Here is a 16027-nt window from a genome sequence, read left to right as displayed (position 1 = left end):
CCTGCCGCCCTGCAGCATATCTCCTCATCGCGCAGGCGGCGCTCTTTTATCTTATTCAGCACAATCCACGCCGATAATTTTTCATTCCTGTTTTAAGATAATCACTTCCGCTCATTTTCACTCCAACTACAGGTGTCACCGAGTGCTTCAGCGTATTGACCGAAAAACAGAGCGGCTACGGCAGCAGACTGCCGGGGTCCGGAAGGATATTGCGACCCTGATTCAGCGCCATACCGCCGGCCAGCCGGGCATTTTTACGCCTTTTCCCGGCGTGATGATGGCGGAGCTGCATGAGCCGATGCCGCCGATGGCGCATGTTTATGAGCCCAGCCTGTCGCTGGTGATTCAGGGGGAAAAGAACGTGACCGTGGGGGAGACGGTTTATACCTATAACGAATCCTATTTTTTCCTCACGGCGATAAATTTACCCACCGTCTCTGAAGTCCCCGCCGTCAGCGCGGACGCGCCGTTTCTCTCGCTGCTGATCGGGTTGGATTTAGGGCTGGCGCGGGAGGTGATAGCCGATATGGAACTCCGCGGCGGGCGCGTGAGCCAGCCGAGCGCCGGGATGGCCCTGGGAGAGGCGAACGCTCGTCTGCTCGATGCCGTGCGGCGTTACCTGGCCAATGCGGAACTGCCGGAGCATGAGCGGCAATATATAAATGACTTAACCCTTCGCGAAATCTTCTACCTGATACTGATTGGGGATGCCGGCAGCGTGTTCCGCGAGACGGTCGTGGCGGGCACCAGCGGCCAGCGCGTCTCCGTGGCGATCGGCTGGCTGCGCGACAACTATCTGCAGCCGCTGAAGGTCGAAGAGCTGGCGCGGATGGCCGGCATGGGCGTTTCGACGCTTCACCATCATTTTCGCCGGATGACCTCTTTGAGCCCGCTGCAGTATCAAAAGCGGCTGCGGCTGCACGAAGCGCGCCGCCTGCTGGTTGCCGAGGAGGGCGATGCTGCCAGCGTGGCAATCCGCGTTGGGTATGAGAGCGTGACGCAGTTTCACCGCGAGTATAAGCGGATGTTTGGCGTGACGCCGATCCAGGACAAAGAACAGCTGCTGAAAGGGGCCGGCTACCCGGCCTTTGGTGTGAAATAAAATCAGCCGGGGTGACCGGCTGATGCGTATTCAGGCGGCGGTGAGCGACGCCATATCAATCACAAAACGATACTTCACGTCGCCCCGCTCCATGCGTTCGAACGCCTCATTGATTTGCTGCATGCTGATGGTTTCGCAGTCGGGATAGATGCCTTTGCGCGCGCAAAAATCCAGCATCTCCTGCGTTTGCGCAATCCCGCCGGACGGCGATCCGGTAATGCGTCGACGCCCCATAATCAGCGGTAGCGTGCTGAACCCTTCCATATCCCCCAGCGCGCCAACGATGACCAGCGCGCCTTCGACATCCAGCAGCTGCACGTAGGGCGAGACGTCGTGCCGCGTCGGGATCGTATCGATAATGACGTCAAACGAAGAGGCAGCCTCGCGCATGGCCTCATCCGAGGTGGAGAGCAATACGTGTTCTGCACCGAGCTGATGCGCCTCTTCGGCCTTGGCGGCGCTGCGGGTGATCACCGTCACCTCCGCTCCCAGTCCAGCCGCCATCCGTACCGCGAGGTGGCCTAAACCGCCGATCCCCACCACGCCAACGCGCGAACCGGGTCCGACATGCCAGGTTCTAAGAGGCGAATAGACGGTAATACCGGCGCACAGCAGCGGTGCGGCCAGCGACGGATCGAGGCCCTGCGGCAGGTTGAGGACAAACTCTTCGCGTACCACGATCTGTTTTGAGTACCCGCCGTAGGTGATATCACCCGTCTGGCGGTCGCGGCCGTTGTAGGTGACGGTGGGGAACTCACGGCACATCTGCTCTTCATGACGGCGGCACTGATCGCACTCCTGACAGCTGTCAACGATCGTGCCTACCGCGACCATCTGGCCGATGGCGTAGCGTTTCGCGTTGGCACCGACGTCAATCACCCGACCGACGATCTCATGGCCGGGGACCAGCGGGTAAACGGTGGGTCCCCACTCCTGCCAGTCGTTGCGTGCCTGATGAAGATCGCTGTGGCACACGCCGGAGTAGAGGATTTCAATTGCCACGTCGTTATCGCGCAGGGCGCGGCGTTCGAAGGCGAAAGGGGCTAAGGGCGAATCGGCGCTCAATGCGGCATAACCATAAGTTTTCATTGTTGCTCCAGCTTGTTTGCGGGTAAGAAAGCCACACTGTAGCGGGGAGAGAATGGTAGAGGTGAGCCCGATCCTGCCTGAAAGTTGCCTGTTTCTCTGGCAGGCAGCAGCGAGAGGCGCCAGGGGCCGCCGCGACGGCACATCAGGCTCAGGGATGGCGCCCCCGGGAAGGGTTCCCGCCCGGGTGCCGGTTGGCATTGCCCCAACGCGCCTCGCTTAGCCTGGCTGAAAAATGCTTTCGCAGGCCAGGGCGATGGACAGTAAAGCGCGCTCGTCCCGCGTCTTCGCCAGCAGCTCCATTCCAACCGGTAACCCGTTCTGCACCAGCCCGCACGGCAGGGTGATGGCGGGCAGGCCGCTGATAGCCGCCAGCTCCGGCGCACAGCCCGGAGGCATTTTTTCAAGGCTTATCGGCTGACGGCTGACGGTGGGATAGACAAAGGCGTCGATCGCGTTGTGCTCTGCGGCCTGGCCCAGGGTCTGGTACAGGCGGCGCTGAAAGCGGCGGCCGCTCAGCCACTGCGGCGTTTTCAGGCCGTTCGACGTGAGCATTTGCTCCAGCAGCGGCCGAAACTCGGGGAGATATTCGCCGGAGTCGATAATCGCCCGCAGGCTGGCGGGCGCGCCCGGCTGATGCGCCAGCCAGCCGTTGATAGCCACCTGAAATTCACAAAGGCTAAGGCAGGGCCGGGAGTGCACCTCCGTGAGAACGGGCAGCTCCACCTCGACAAGCGTCGCACCGGCCAGCCGAAGCGCCTCCAGCGCGTGATGCCAGACCGTTAGCTGGGCGGGGTCTGCGCCCTCCAGCGCGCTAATCACCCCTAAGCGGAGCGATTTCAGCGATGCGGCCGGCGGCTCAACGGGCCGCTCGCCGTGCATAATGGCGTGTAAAAGGGCGGCATCGCGCACGCCGTGGACCATCGGGCCGACGGTGTCCTTGCTGACGGAGAGCGGAGCAACGCCTTCAAGCATCTGGCGGCGAAAGGCGGGGCGCAGCCCCACGAGTCCGTTATAGCTACAGGGAATGCGAATCGAACCGCCGGTATCCGTTCCCAGGGCGCCGTCCGCCATACCGACGGCTACGGCGGCCGCGCTGCCGCCGCTCGAGCCGCCGGCGGTCACCGTGGGACGCTGCGGGTTACGCACGTCGCCAGCCAGGGAGCTGCGGGAGCGAACGTCAAAAGCAAACTCGGACATATTCGCCCTGGCGAGAATAATCGCTCCGGCGGCCTTCAGGCGGCGGATGACCCGCGCGTCGGATGTCGCCCGTAGCGATGCCAGCCCCCGGCACCCGAGGGTTATCGGCAGGGAGGCGCAGGCGATATTGTCCTTCACGATCAGCGGTACGCCGTGCAGCGGCCCGGCGAGGCCGCCTTCGCGCCGGAGCCGCTGGCAGCGTTCGGCCTCGGCGATGGCATCCGCGTTCACGCCAATAATGGCGTTGAGGTGATGATGGTCGGCGATCAGCTGGAGCCTGCGGGCTATCTCTTCGCGACAGTCCGGAGGTGGGATAAGACGCATTGCGCGCATAGCGTAGGTTCCTGAAGACGGTAATGCGGCAGGCCGCGCGGCCTGCCGGTGCTCGCAGCCTAATCTCGCAGGCCGGCGGTAATGGCGTCAATCTCCTGCGGATGCAGGCGGATCTCCGCCGCCCGGCGGTGTCCCTGCATTCCCTCGGTGCGGCTTTGGCGAATGGCCGGTTCCGCGATGGCCGCAATGCCGGGCTCGTCGATCCACTGATGGGTGCAGATTTTGACGTAGGCGCCCACCCACAGCCCGCCGGTGTAGCGTGCCGCCGCCATGGTCGGCAGCGTATGGTTGGTTCCGCAGCACTTATCCGAAAAGACGACGCTGGCATTTTGGCCGATAAACAGCGAGCCGTAGTGGCGGATCTTTGCCGCGGTGGCGTGCGGATCGCGGGTATGAACCTGCAGATGCTCGGTGGCGATATGGTCGGCAAAGGCGATCAGCTGCTCTTCCGTCTCGCAGACCACGATTTCGCCCTGACGACGCCAGGCCTCTCCCGCCGTGGCGGCGGTAGGCAGGTTGCCCAGCTGGCGCTCAACCTCGGCAAGGGTGCGTTTCGCGATATCTTCGCTGGTGGTCGCCAGCCCGACGCGGGTATGGACGTCGTGCTCCGCCTGGGCCAGCAGGTCAGCGGCGAGAATGCGCGGATCGGAGCTCTCATCGGCCACGGTGAAGATTTCGCTCGGCCCGGCAAGGGCATCAATCCCCACTTTACCGAACGCCTGGCGCTTGGCCTCATTAACGTAGGCGTTGCCGGGGCCGACGATCTTATCCACCGCCGGAATGCTCTCGCTGCCCCACGCCATCGCCGCAATCGCCTGCGCGCCGCCCACCTTAAAGATGCGGTGGGCCCCGGCCAGATGGCAGACGGCTATCATCGCCGGATGCGCGCCCGGCGGCAGGCAGGCAATAATCTGCTCGCAGCCCGCAACGGTGGCGGGCACAATCGACATCACCGGCGCGGAGAGAATAGGGTAGCGCCCGCCGGGGACGTAGCAGCCCACGCTCTGTAGCGGGATGATGCGATGCCCAAGATGTACCCCCGGCAGCGTTTCCACCTCCAGCGGCAGCATCGTGGCAAACTGGGCCTGCGCAAAGCGGCGCACCTGGGCGATGGCAAATTCGCTGTCGCGACGGGTCTGCGGGTCCATGTCGGCCAGCGCCAGCGCTATCTCGTCGGCGGTGACTTCAAACTGCTGCGGCACCAGCTTATCAAACTGGCGGGAGTAGTCCCTGAGCGCCTCGTCCCCGTCCTGCCTGACGCGTGCGATAATGGCGCTGACGGTTTCGGTCAGCGTGCGGTCCGCCTTCTCATCCTGCCCCTGAGGACGTTTAATCCACGTAACCCGATCGGCAATCGACTGTGCAGGCATCATGCGTTCTCCATCTGACCAAGTTTGATTTGCGCCAGCAGCGCCAGGTGATCGTAAACCACCCACTCATCGACAATTCTGCCGTTCACGATGTGATAGTGGGACATGCCCATCACGAACAGGCGCTCCCCGGTGGGTTTGCCCAGCTCGCCGTAGCCGAGGTGATGACCTTCCATAATCCAGCGGATCGCCACCTTCACGCCGCCCTCATCGCACGGGTTGGAGCAGATGTGCTGCGGAAGCCACGCGCCGTCCGGGATCATGCCAATCAGCGCCAGGGTCTGGTGGGTCACGGACGCCACGCCGTACAGCTCTTTCATCAGCGGACCGTGCCACTGGACGTTAGGGGCGTACACCTCTTTGATCTTGCCCAGCATCCGACGGTTATAAATTTCGTGCATCCAGCGCAGGCACTGCTCTTCGGTATCGGTATGGGCGATGGAGGTATCGCACTCTATCTCCGGCGGATACTGGCCCAGCAGGCGGCCGTTCTCACCGATATCGGTCACGCGGAAGCCCTTATCAAACTGCTCTTTCGCCATGTTGCCGGCGATTTCATCGGTATTCAGCCCCAGCTGCTTCATCAGCGACATGTTGTCGCTGACTACCCACTCGCGGTAGATCTTGTTCTCGTGGATCATGCAGTCGGCAACGGTGCGGGTGACAAACGTGCGGTTGGTGGGCTGGCCGAGATGGCTGAACTGGGTATGTCGGCCGCTGCCGGTGACCAGATGCGAGGTATAGAAACCGTCAACGTCATTCCCGTTCCAGATAACCTGGGTGGCCATGCCCCGACGCTCGGGGAAGGCCACCAGCCGTTTCAGGGTATCCTGCACCACCTCCTCGCGGTTATACAGCGTCCCCAGCGCGTTATAAAGCACGCAGTTGTGGGTGTAGTGGGTATAAATTAGGCCGACGTCGCGCTCATCCCATATTTTATGGGTACAGCGCACGATATAGTCGACAATATCCGTATAGCACTCATCGAAGCCTTTTAACGACTGCGCGCGCGGGCGTTTTTCCGGAACCAGATCGATAAAGTCGCGGCGTTCAACCTGTAATACCGGCTCGTCACGCTGAATTTTACTATTATTTTTTTCGGGTACTGCTGGAGCTTTATTTGTTACTTCTGTTGAAGACATAGGACCTCCTGCATAGATGTTCAGAGTTATTCAGACAATAAGCGACCTGCACCCTATAAATGGGCGATGTTATTACCGCAATTAATATTGCGGCAGATAAACTATGATAAATATTTGCTAGTTAACGATTTGCGACCATATTGATAATTCATCGATACCGAGATATTCGCGAATAATTAAACCATCGCGTAATTCCAGCTGGCTGATGCCGGCAATAGAAATAGGTTTGCGCGTCGGCGCGCCAAATTTGCCGTAGCCGTCGTGCCAGGTTAATAGCGACCAGCGCAGCGAGATGCGCACCGGCTCATGGGCATCTTTACGCACGGTCAGATGATGCAGCTGGGTTTCGCTATCGGCGAACGAAGCGCGGTAGCCGGAGAGCAGCGCGCTGATTTCCGCCTCTCCGGTGCCCATACAGTGGCCCGGCGCGAAGAGCGTCGCGGCGGGGTGATATAAACCGGGCACCGTCCCGCTGTTGCCGCCGGCCCACATGGTCAGATAGCGCTCAATCACCCCGGCGATGGGGCCATCGACGTCGTCCCCGTCGGGTCCGCCGGCCCAGCGCGCGTCCAGCGCCTCCGCCGGCGTCTTTTCCAGCCCCAGCTGCTGGCGGACGCTGTCCAGGCTGCGGGCAAATTCGCGGACGTCCAGCCCCAGCTGGGCCAGGATCGCCGTGCGGTCCTGCAGCAGCCACTCCTGGCGTATCGCCCCGTCGGCGCAGATGCGGTCCGTCCAGGTGCGTACCCAGACGCTTTTGCCGGTCGGCGCGCCGAAAAAGCCCTCGCCCTGGTGGCGTATTGAGGCCACGGTGCGCTGGGAGGCGTAATACTCGCCGCCCTCGCTTTCCGCGCAGAGAATATCCTCCGTCAGCACGCTGCGCTGCGGGAAGCTATGCATGGCCTCCAGGGTATGGCGCATAAACTGGGAAAGGTCGGTCAGCTGCTTTTCCGGGGTAATAAACACCACCGGCGAAGCGTAGAAATCGGCCAGCTGGCCGATATCCTTCTGCTCCCAGACGACGTGGGTCAGCGTGGTAATAAACTGCTGAATAGAATCAAACTGGGGGCTGAAGCCGCGTAATCTGCTCATTTAAGCTCCTGGGGCTGAAACAGGGATAGACCCTCTTTTTCAATGATGCCGCTGTGCGGACGGCGGGCAGAGTGGCGCACAACCAGCATGCCGGGTACGGTAATCTGCTCGGGCTCGATGGTGCCGCTCTCAATTTGCTTCATCAGCAGCCCAACCGCTGCCTCCACCATCTCCTGTACCGGCTGAGAAGCGGAGGTCAGGGCATACGAGGGCCAGCCGGACGGGCCGGTATCGTCATAGCCAATGACCGACAGGTCCTGAGGGATCTGCAGGCCGAACTCGTAGCGGGCGACATCCATCACCGTTATCGCCATATGGTCGTTGGCGACAAAGATGGCGTCCGGCAGCGGAGGCGTTGAGAAGAGGCTATAGGCGGCACGAATGGTCTGCCTGGTGTCATAGTTGCCGTTCACTACCCGCACGTCGGTGATGCCCTGCTCCTGCAGCGCCGTCAGGTAGCCGCGCTGACGGGCGATATTCACCGACGAGTCGGCAACGCCGCCGACGTAGGCGTAGCGCTGGTGCTCGCCGGCCAGCAGAAACTCGGCGATTTGCCGCGCCGCCGCTTCGTTATTGCTGTTCACGCTCGACGCCATGCCGTTCTCCTGGCTGCGGTTAAACAGCACCACCGGGATCCCTGCTGCCAGGCACTCTTCGGAGAGATCCAGCGACAGCGTGACCGAGGCCAGCACGATGCCGTCGACCCGGTACTGCATAATCTGATCGAAAATCCGGTCGACGTTGCCCTCTCTGTCGCCGACAAACAGCAGCAGGTGGTAGTTGAGGGTATCGAGCTTTTGCGCCAGCGCTTCCAGAACCTGCGGATAGAACTGGTTATCGAAATAGGAGATCACCACGCCGATGATGCGCGACCGGGCGGTATTGAGAGAGCGGGCGATCGCGTTTGGGCGATAGCCAAGCTCCCGGGCAGCCTTCAGCACCTTTTCACGCGTCGCCGGGGAGATGCTCGCCCCTGGCGTAAAGCTGCGCGATACCGCCGACTGCGATACCCCCGCCAGCTGCGCCACCTGTTGCGACGTGACCGCCGCAAAACTCTTACGTTTCATTACCCCGGTTCCTCATCCTGGACTCTCGCCAACGCCGTTAGGCCGCCGTCAGCAGGAGGGTGTTTTTTATACTTACACCATCTTTGCATGCGTATGCAACAGTAAAAATTAAATTTCTCACAATGTTAATTAGGTCACTTTACAAAATTGAAACCTTTTCGTAACTTCAATAATTGAATACGTATTCACGACAATTTCATGCCGTCAACGATACCGGGCAAAGGGAGATTCAGCCAGAGGGAAGAGCCGGTAAATGCCGTTCTTGATTGGTTAAAAACCATTAATTCTCAGAGGTTCAAACCATGTTTCAAGCACTACTTCGCCGACCTGAAGCCCGGCTCTTTTTTATCATTAGCATTCTGTTTTTTATCTGTATTCACAGCATTGACGCTTTTCTGGCGCCGATGATGCTGGAGAGGGGCATTGAACCGCAGGTGATGGGGATAATCATGGGGGCCAGCGGGCTGGCGACGCTGCTGATTCGCTTTCCGCTGGGGATCGTCTCTGACGTGGTGAAAAGTCGGAAAATCTTTATCCAAATCAGCCTGCTGCTGCCTATCTTCACCTGGCCTCTGGCCTGGCTGGAGCCGAATGCGGTGACCCTGTATCTGGCGAAGGCGGCGGACGGCGTAACGGCCGCGACGTGGGTTTTGTATAACATCCTGTTTATCCGCTACTTTGACCGTAAAGAAGCCCCGGCCGCCGTGGCGCTGCTGGCGCTGGCCGGTCCGGTGGGCGTTTTCATTGGCAACTGCATCGGCGGGTTATTAATTCACTATTTTGAGAATAACATCGCGTTTTTACTCTCCTGCGTCTCCGGGCTGCTGGCGCTGATCCTGACCACCCGCATCAGCGACGTGCACGATTCGGTGCGCGCCCCGACGCTGCAGGCCTGTATCGCCGGGGCGCGTAAGCAGCTGTGCGATCGCTCCGTGTGGCTGATTGGTATTTTAGCCACCATCGTTATTCTGGTGCCGTTCGCCACCCGAGATACCCTGACCCCTATTTACGCCGAAAAGCTGGGGGCCAGGGCGGGGATCCTGTCGCTGCTAAGCAATATCCATCTGATCTTCTATGCGCTCGCCATCGCCCTGTGCAGCTCGGTTTTCTATAAGCGCCTGGGGGTGATGAAAACCGCCGTGGCGGGGATTATTCTGCAGATCCTCTCGACGCTCGGTATTCCGTTTACCGACAATATGTACCTCATTTATGCCCTGCAGGCGCTGGCCGGTTTCTCATTCGGTATGGCCTTTGCCGCCTTCATGTCGCTTAGCGTGATTAATACCAACCCGGACGAACAGTCTACCCGGATGGGGCTTTTTCAGACGATTTACTCGCTGGGAATGTTTGTCGGCCCGGTGATTATGGGGCTGATGCTGCAGCATATTAATCTGTCGTCCGGCTATCTGTTAATTGCCGCGCTGTCGGTGGTTGCCGCCATTATTACGCCGCTGTCCGTGCGCTGGGTTAATAACCGGCAGATCGATGCCTCATCTCAGCTATCCGATAGCGCACGGCTGGCCTCCGCCCGCGAACGATAATTTTTCTCAGCGAACTTCTCTATCCTGACCCGGCCGCGGGTTTCAACGGCGGTCGGCAATCAGGCCTGCGATAGCTGCCGCTGCATTGAGGAATGGGGTATTCTTCAGCTATCTATTATCAGGCCGTTGCCGATCGGCGTTTGATTCTCTGCGCACCGTCCCGGTATTAACGTCAGCTGCCGGGCAAAGCGCAGAATGAGGCACGGCGAATAACAGGAAAACGTGATGACCCGTACGCAAAGGCTCCTTGAAATGCTCCAGATCCTGCGGGAGCACCGCTATCCGGTTACCGCATCGACCCTTGCAGAACGTTTGGCGATAAGCGTGCGCACCGTTTACCGGGATATTCAGACGCTCCAGCAGCAGGGGGTCTGCATCGAGGGCAGTTCCGGCATGGGATATATTATTAAGTCGGACTACCATCTGCCGCCGCTGGTTTTTACGGCCCAGGAAATTAACGCCCTGACGCTCGGGCTAAGCTGGGTTTGTCATAATACCGATGCGGATTTTAAAAAGATCGCTAAAAGCACGCTGGCAAAAATACATTCGGTGACGCCTGATAAATTAAAGGAGCACATCGAATATCAGTCATTGCTGACCGGGCCGGGTGAAAGAGATGAGGCTTTTTTTCCTGAACTGCGCCACGCGATTAATCACCGACATAAAGTTCAAATAGCCTATTGCGCTAAAAACGAGCGACTCTCTTCCCGAGTGATATGGCCGGTGGCGCTGGTTTATATGGAGGAGTGCTGGCTGTTAGCCGGATGGTGCGAGCTGCGAAAAGATTTTCGCCATTTCAGAACCGACCGGATAATACAAATCGCGCTGCTTGCCGATAAATATAACGAAAGCAGGATCCGCTTATTGCGAAAATGGAGGGAGCAGGAGGGGCTTCGCCTGGGCGATGAGTACTGACAAAAGCTGTCACTGCCTTTTCATATACTCCTGTAGAGCAAAAAACATCATTCTCTACAGGAGCGAACATGAGCTTTCAACACAAAGTCGCGATAGTGACCGGCAGCACCGCCGGCATCGGTGAGGTGGTCGCGGAGCAATTACACCGCGCGGGCGCGCGGGTGGTCGTGGTTGGCCGAACCCGCGAACAGGCGGAGCGCAAGGCTAAATCGCTGTCAGCGGATGGACGCACCGCGGCGGGTATCGCGTGCGATGTTTCGCAGCCGGAGCAGGTGCGGCGGATGATCGATGAGGTAGTGTCCCGCTTTGGCAGGCTGGATTATGCGGTTAATAACGCGGGTATCACCGGCGAAAGTCATAAAAATATTGCGCAGCAGACGATAGATAACTGGCAGAGGGTGATCGCCACCTCTTTGAGCAGCGTTTTTTACTGTATGAAATATGAAATTCCGCTGCTGCTAAAATCCGGCGGCGGGGCGATCGTTAATTTATCCTCAGTTAATGGCCTGGTCGGTATTCCCGGGCTGGCGCCCTATACGACGGCTAAACACGGCGTTATTGGCCTCACCCAAACCGCCGCGCTGGAGTTTGCGCAGCAGGGCCTGCGGGTCAACGCCGTGGCTCCGGGATACGTCAGCACGCCGCGTATAAATCAACTGCCCGCAGACGTTCAGAGCGCCTTTGCGAATAGCCATCCGCTAAAGAGAATGGCTAAAATGCAGGAGGTGGCGGATTTTATCCTGTTCCTGCTGTCGGAAAAGGCCGGGTTCTGCAGCGGCGGCGTCTATCCCATCGATGGCGGCTACCTGGCGGAGTAAATGTTTGCCTGCACGATATTCTCCGGCCTAAAGGAGGTTAAGGACTAACGATGCTCATTATTTTCAGCGGCTTACCCGGTAGCGGGAAAAGCACGATTGCGCAGGCGCTGGTGAAGCGACTCGGCGCCTTCTATCTGCGGATAGACACCATCGAGCAGGCAATCCGCGAAGCGCATGAACATCCGCGGGAGATGGGGCCTGAGGGCTACTTTGTCGCCTGTTCAGTGGCGAGGGAAAACCTGAAGATGGGGGCGACGGTCGTTGCCGATTCGGTGAACCCCCTGACCCTCACGCGCGATGCTTACCGCGACGTTGCGCTCTCTACGGGGGGCGACTTCTTAGAGATAGAAGTGGTGTGCTCCGACAGGGATGAACATCGCCGGCGAGTCGAAACCCGGACATCAGAGGTCAAGGGATTAATCCTGCCGGAGTGGCATAACGTTACCGGCCTGTACTATGAGTCCTGGAACAGAGAGCGGCTGGTTCTCGACAGCGGAAAACTGTCCGTTGAGCAATGCGTTACGCTGGCGGTTGCCGCGCTTGCTCGGTAAGCTTGCAATCACTTCCCTGAGAAGCGGATAGCCTAAAAAAGGAGCAGGGCGATGATTTCAAAAGAGAACGCTGAGCATTATGTTTGGGGCGATAATTGCGACGGCTGGTATCTGCTCAACCGCCAGGACATGCTCGTCATTCACGAAAAAATGCCGCCGGGCACCAGCGAAAAGCGCCATTATCATTGCCTGTCCAGACAGTTTTTCTTCGTGCTGCAGGGGGTTCTCACCATGGAGCTGGCGGGTAAGAGGCACGAAATCGGCGCTCAGCAGGGGCTGGAAATTCCCCCTGGCTCAGAGCATCAGGCCAGAAATGATAGTGATTCTGCGGTGGAGTTTATCGTTATCTCCCATCCGACGACGCGCGGAGATCGAACCGACCTCGCGCCATCCTGACGATCAATCCCGGGCCGGCGCCGTTAGCGGCGATCGTCCGGGGCATAAAACGGGCCGTCAGCGCTGCTCGGGGTCTCTATAAGCGAAAGGGTCCGCAGCCGACGTTCTCAGCGTCCTCAGCAGCGACTCATACAGGCTCCCGACCGCCAGAGAGTCTTTTGACGCCCGGCTCCGGTATAAGGCCACCGCCATCGGCTCCAGCGGCCCGAGCTGCTGCTCCCTGCCCAAAATTTGCAGGTGCGGCGGGGCGCTGCACTGGGTCAGCACCGCGACCGCCAGCCCGCTCTCCACTGCCGCAATCTGGCCTGAGAGGCTGGAGCTGTTATAAACCACCTTATACCGGCGTCCCTGTAGGGCCAGTGCGTTGATAGCGCTGCGTTTTGCCATGCTCGTACTTTCGTATACCGCCACGGGCAGCGGGTCGCGCCGCCAAACCTCAAACTGTGGAGAACCGACCCACACCATCGGTTCATAGAATAGCAGCGTCCCCTGGCCGGCATTTTCCCGCGAGACCAGCGCAAGGTCTAAATCGCCGCTCTCAACGCGCGGGATCAGCGAAGTCGATTGTTCGCAGCTGAGCTCGATCTCTATCGAGCCAAAGTGAGGGGCAAACCTCTTGAGGGCCGGCGTCAGGTATTTGGCCGCATAGTCGTCCGGCACCCCCAGCCGAATGCGCCCCGTGAGCTCCTCGCCGTGAAAGGCGGCCTGGGTCTCAGCGTGCAAATCAAGCATCCGCCTGGCATAGCCCAGCAGCTTCTGTCCTTCGGGCGTGAGCTGGTTTTGCCGGGGGCCGCGCAGGATAAGCTGGCAGCTGAGAGCCGATTCAAGCTTTTTAAGCTGCATGCTCACCGCCGACTGGGAGCGGTGAACCTCAGGCGCCGCCGCAGAAAGCGACCCCGCATCGACCACGGCGACAAAGCATTTGAGCCAGTCCATCTGGAGATCCGGAAAATGCATGCTGGCTCCATGTATTCGATAAGCAAATAGTATCATCCATTATTATGCGTTTTTATCGATCGCGCAACGCGGGCATAGTGGCTCTCAGTTGAGGTTTGCGCCACTGGAAGAAGACGATGCCCGCGATGACGAAAAACAGCGCCGATTTAGCTTTGCTGAACGGCTCACTTATTGGCTCCGGCTTTCGCGAGCTGATGCCGATTTCATTATTTGTCGCCGTTTTCGGCGCCGCCTTTGGCCTCGCGGCCTCGCAGGAGGGCCTAAGCCATCTTACGGCGACCATGATGAGCCTGCTGGTTTTCGCCGGCTACGCCCAGTTCGCCGCGCTTGGCCTGTGGGGAGAGCCGGTGCCGCTAGTCACGCTTGTGGCGACCGTTTTCGCGATCAATGCCAGGCATCTGCTAATGGGGGCCACGCTGTATCCGTGGCTACGCTATTTATCCCCGGCTAAGCGCTATGGGATCATGGCGGTCGCATCCGATGCGAACTGGGCGATGGCGATACAGGCATTTAGCCGCGACAGGCCGGGGCTGGGCCTGCTCTTTGGCGGCGGTCTGGCGCTGTGGCTTTTTTGGGTTGTCGGTACGGTGGTGGTGCTCTACTTCGGCAGCGCAATCCACGATCCCCAACGCTACGGCCTCGATATGGTGATGGGGTGCTTTCTTCTCTCCATGGTGTTTGAGGGGGAAAGGAGCCCGCGGACGTTCATTATCTGGTGCGTGGCGGCGGGCGCCTCGCTGCTGGCCTATAAATGGCTGCCGCAAAACAGCCACGTGATTGCCGGCGCCATCGCCGGAGGGATCGTGGGCATCGTGCCGGGAGGCAAAAAAAATGAACGTTGAGATGTCGGATGCCGGGGCGGTAATGGTCATCATCGTGATGGCGCTGGTGACGCTCGCCACCCGCTGGGGTGGCGTATACGTGATGTCTTTTGTGCCGCTCAACGGCAAGATAAAAAGATTTATTCAGGCCATGTCCGGTTCCGTGCTTGTCGCCATTATCGCCCCCACGGCAGCGACCGGCGACAGAGGCGCCCAGATGGCGTTGCTGACCACCGCCATCCTGATGCTGGTGCTTAAAAGGCCCCTCATTGCTATCGCCGGTGGGATCCTCGTCGCAGCATTCATCAGACGGTGATTAACGCGCGTCGGCTTGTTGACGGGCGGTGAAAAACGTCAGCACGACGGCGCCGAGCAGCAGCGCGAGACTCATCGCAAAAGCGTACTGCCAGCCGAAATGGTCAAACACAACGCCGCCTGCCGTCGAACCCAGGGCGATAGAGAGCTGGATCGTCGCGACCATCAGCCCGCCTCCGGCCTCGGCATCTTCGGGCAGGGTGCGGGCTATCCATGTCCACCATCCGGTGGGCGCAGCGGTGGCAAACATCCCCCAAAGGCCCAGCAGCAGGGCAACAATCCACAGGCTGTGCCCGGCCACTATTAGCGTCCCGGCGATGGCGGCCATCAGCAGAGGAAGGGCCATCAGCGTCAGGTAAAACCTCGCGTTGAGGAACGCGGAGACGAACAGCGTGCCAACAAAACCCGCCGCCCCGATCGTGAGCAGGATAAGCGACAGGTCGGAGCTATTTACCCGCGTTACCGTCTCCAGAAACGGGCGCACGTAGGTAAATAACGCAAACTGCCCCATAAAGAACAGGCCGCAGGCAGACATGCCCATGGCGACCACCGGGCGGCCGAACAGCCGAAACACGTTTGCGCGCGGCGCGCGGCTTGTGCTGCCCGCCATATTGGGCAGGCTGAAGCACTGCCAGATGAAGGCGACTATCGCCACGGGCACCAGGCACATGAAGGCTCCACGCCATCCGATAGTGGTCCCGAGATAGCTACCCAGCGGCGCGGCCACCACCGTCGCCAGCGCGTTACCGCCGTTAAAAATAGCCAGCGCGCGGGAGACCTGATGCTGCGGCACAAGGCGAATGGCCGTGGCCGCGGACATCGACCAGAATCCGCCGATGGCAATACCAATCAGGGCCCGTCCCGCCATGTAGATCGAAAAGCTGGAGGCGAGGGCGATAACGATCCCCGACAGCGCCATCAGAGCCGTCATCCCCAGCAGGAGGTATTTGCGATTCACGTTGCCGGCAATAGTGGAAAGGGTCAGGCTGGTCAGGACCGCCAGCGCCCCGGAGATGGCAATTCCCTGGCCTGCCAGCCCCTCGGTCACGGCCAAATCTTTGGCAACCGGCGTCAGCAGGCTGACCGGCATAAATTCCGAGGCAATCAGCACGAAAACGCACAGGGTCATGGCAAAAATGCCGCCCCAGCGGGCGTGCTCTTTAGCGCGGGGTGTTACAGGGTTCAGCGTGGACATGGGCTACATCTCTGAATATCGCCCCGGGCTGGCGGTGCTCGCGCCGGAACGGACGCTATTTATGCAATAGCGATCGACATTATGGATAAGGATAAAGTGCGATGTTGTCAGCGGGCTCGATAACATCAG

Annotated in this window: 16 protein-coding genes; 8 read left to right on the top strand and 8 right to left on the bottom strand. The window is 59.7% G+C overall.

The features are described 5' to 3' along the window. Positions 1–142: 142 nt before the first annotated feature. Positions 143–1102, top strand: coding sequence for an AraC family transcriptional regulator (locus MMW58_RS17135; protein WP_241721706.1), 960 nt, complete (start codon positions 143–145; stop codon positions 1100–1102). A gap of 30 nt (positions 1103–1132) precedes the next feature. Here MMW58_RS17135 and MMW58_RS17130 read toward each other — a convergent pair whose 3' ends face one another. The 6 genes from MMW58_RS17130 to MMW58_RS17105 all read right to left on the bottom strand — a co-directional run bounded on the left by MMW58_RS17130 (position 1133) and on the right by MMW58_RS17105 (position 8389). After that, on the bottom strand, positions 1133–2191 hold the full coding sequence (locus MMW58_RS17130) for an NAD(P)-dependent alcohol dehydrogenase (RefSeq protein ID WP_241721705.1): 1059 nt from the start codon (positions 2189–2191) through the stop codon (positions 1133–1135). A 216-nt stretch (positions 2192–2407) separates the two neighbouring features. Beyond that, positions 2408–3721, bottom strand: coding sequence for an amidase (locus MMW58_RS17125; RefSeq protein WP_241721704.1), 1314 nt, complete (start codon positions 3719–3721; stop codon positions 2408–2410). Between the two features lie 59 nt (positions 3722–3780). Then, on the bottom strand, positions 3781–5094 hold the full coding sequence (gene hisD, locus MMW58_RS17120; protein ID WP_241721703.1) for a histidinol dehydrogenase: 1314 nt from the start codon (positions 5092–5094) through the stop codon (positions 3781–3783). Then, entirely contained in the window at positions 5091–6233 is a 1143-nt protein-coding gene (locus tag MMW58_RS17115) for a nuclear transport factor 2 family protein (RefSeq protein ID WP_123707563.1), read from the bottom strand. Before MMW58_RS17115 ends, hisD begins: the two co-directional genes overlap by 4 nt. A gap of 117 nt (positions 6234–6350) precedes the next feature. Next, on the bottom strand, positions 6351–7322 hold the full coding sequence (locus tag MMW58_RS17110) for a nuclear transport factor 2 family protein (protein ID WP_159236340.1): 972 nt from the start codon (positions 7320–7322) through the stop codon (positions 6351–6353). Then, on the bottom strand, positions 7319–8389 hold the full coding sequence (locus MMW58_RS17105) for a LacI family DNA-binding transcriptional regulator (protein WP_076945309.1): 1071 nt from the start codon (positions 8387–8389) through the stop codon (positions 7319–7321). Before MMW58_RS17105 ends, MMW58_RS17110 begins: the two co-directional genes overlap by 4 nt. A 302-nt stretch (positions 8390–8691) precedes the next feature. Here MMW58_RS17105 and MMW58_RS17100 point away from each other — a divergent pair, with 302 nt between their 5' ends. The 5 genes from MMW58_RS17100 (at position 8692) to MMW58_RS17080 (ending at position 12610) form a co-directional block, all read left to right on the top strand. Then, positions 8692–9930 carry an MFS transporter gene (locus MMW58_RS17100; protein ID WP_159236339.1) on the top strand — a complete coding sequence of 413 codons (1239 nt, stop codon included), beginning with the start codon at positions 8692–8694 and terminating at the stop codon, positions 9928–9930. A gap of 225 nt (positions 9931–10155) precedes the next feature. Beyond that, positions 10156–10845 carry a helix-turn-helix transcriptional regulator gene (locus MMW58_RS17095; RefSeq protein WP_241721702.1) on the top strand — a complete coding sequence of 230 codons (690 nt, stop codon included), beginning with the start codon at positions 10156–10158 and terminating at the stop codon, positions 10843–10845. 68 nt (positions 10846–10913) lie between these two features. Next, positions 10914–11663, top strand: coding sequence for an SDR family NAD(P)-dependent oxidoreductase (locus MMW58_RS17090; protein WP_241721701.1), 750 nt, complete (start codon positions 10914–10916; stop codon positions 11661–11663). A 50-nt stretch (positions 11664–11713) separates the two neighbouring features. Then, a complete protein-coding gene (locus tag MMW58_RS17085; protein WP_241721700.1) occupies positions 11714–12214 on the top strand; it encodes a P-loop nucleotide/nucleoside kinase family protein in 501 nt (166 codons plus the stop codon). 51 nt (positions 12215–12265) lie between these two features. Beyond that, positions 12266–12610, top strand: a complete 345-nt coding sequence (locus MMW58_RS17080; RefSeq protein ID WP_133597673.1) for a cupin domain-containing protein — start codon at positions 12266–12268, stop codon at positions 12608–12610. Positions 12611–12667: 57 nt separating this feature from the next. Here the strand turns inward: MMW58_RS17080 and MMW58_RS17075 are convergent, their stop codons facing one another. Next, complete coding sequence (locus MMW58_RS17075) at positions 12668–13567, bottom strand: LysR family transcriptional regulator (protein WP_241721699.1); 900 nt, start codon at positions 13565–13567, stop codon at positions 12668–12670. Positions 13568–13683: 116 nt separating this feature from the next. Between MMW58_RS17075 and MMW58_RS17070 the strand changes: the two genes are divergently transcribed. After that, on the top strand, positions 13684–14409 hold the full coding sequence (locus MMW58_RS17070; RefSeq protein ID WP_241721698.1) for an AzlC family ABC transporter permease: 726 nt from the start codon (positions 13684–13686) through the stop codon (positions 14407–14409). Continuing rightward, entirely contained in the window at positions 14399–14704 is a 306-nt protein-coding gene (locus MMW58_RS17065) for an AzlD family protein (protein ID WP_159236334.1), read from the top strand. Before MMW58_RS17070 ends, MMW58_RS17065 begins: the two co-directional genes overlap by 11 nt. Here the strand turns inward: MMW58_RS17065 and MMW58_RS17060 are convergent, their stop codons facing one another. Continuing rightward, positions 14705–15898, bottom strand: coding sequence for an MFS transporter (locus MMW58_RS17060; protein WP_159236333.1), 1194 nt, complete (start codon positions 15896–15898; stop codon positions 14705–14707). Between the last annotated feature and the right edge of the window lie 129 nt (positions 15899–16027).

Source organism: Klebsiella sp. HC6, assembly GCF_022605325.1.
Lineage (GTDB): Bacteria > Pseudomonadota > Gammaproteobacteria > Enterobacterales > Enterobacteriaceae > Klebsiella > Klebsiella terrigena.
Note: the sequence above shows the minus strand (reverse complement) of the source record. Positions and strands in the feature narration are given on the sequence as shown.

Coding starts and splice junctions, on each gene's coding strand:
- MMW58_RS17075 (WP_241721699.1), bottom strand. CDS start 13,567: ATGCATTTTCCGGATCTCCAGATGGACTGGCTCAAATGCTTTGTCGCC.
- MMW58_RS17060 (WP_159236333.1), bottom strand. CDS start 15,898: ATGTCCACGCTGAACCCTGTAACACCCCGCGCTAAAGAGCACGCCCGC.
- MMW58_RS17090 (WP_241721701.1), top strand. CDS start 10,914: ATGAGCTTTCAACACAAAGTCGCGATAGTGACCGGCAGCACCGCCGGC.
- MMW58_RS17115 (WP_123707563.1), bottom strand. CDS start 6,233: ATGTCTTCAACAGAAGTAACAAATAAAGCTCCAGCAGTACCCGAAAAA.
- MMW58_RS17085 (WP_241721700.1), top strand. CDS start 11,714: ATGCTCATTATTTTCAGCGGCTTACCCGGTAGCGGGAAAAGCACGATT.
- MMW58_RS17095 (WP_241721702.1), top strand. CDS start 10,156: ATGACCCGTACGCAAAGGCTCCTTGAAATGCTCCAGATCCTGCGGGAG.
- MMW58_RS17070 (WP_241721698.1), top strand. CDS start 13,684: ATGCCCGCGATGACGAAAAACAGCGCCGATTTAGCTTTGCTGAACGGC.
- MMW58_RS17105 (WP_076945309.1), bottom strand. CDS start 8,389: ATGAAACGTAAGAGTTTTGCGGCGGTCACGTCGCAACAGGTGGCGCAG.
- MMW58_RS17130 (WP_241721705.1), bottom strand. CDS start 2,191: ATGAAAACTTATGGTTATGCCGCATTGAGCGCCGATTCGCCCTTAGCC.
- MMW58_RS17065 (WP_159236334.1), top strand. CDS start 14,399: ATGAACGTTGAGATGTCGGATGCCGGGGCGGTAATGGTCATCATCGTG.
- MMW58_RS17125 (WP_241721704.1), bottom strand. CDS start 3,721: ATGCGCGCAATGCGTCTTATCCCACCTCCGGACTGTCGCGAAGAGATA.
- MMW58_RS17100 (WP_159236339.1), top strand. CDS start 8,692: ATGTTTCAAGCACTACTTCGCCGACCTGAAGCCCGGCTCTTTTTTATC.
- MMW58_RS17080 (WP_133597673.1), top strand. CDS start 12,266: ATGATTTCAAAAGAGAACGCTGAGCATTATGTTTGGGGCGATAATTGC.
- hisD (WP_241721703.1), bottom strand. CDS start 5,094: ATGATGCCTGCACAGTCGATTGCCGATCGGGTTACGTGGATTAAACGT.
- MMW58_RS17110 (WP_159236340.1), bottom strand. CDS start 7,322: ATGAGCAGATTACGCGGCTTCAGCCCCCAGTTTGATTCTATTCAGCAG.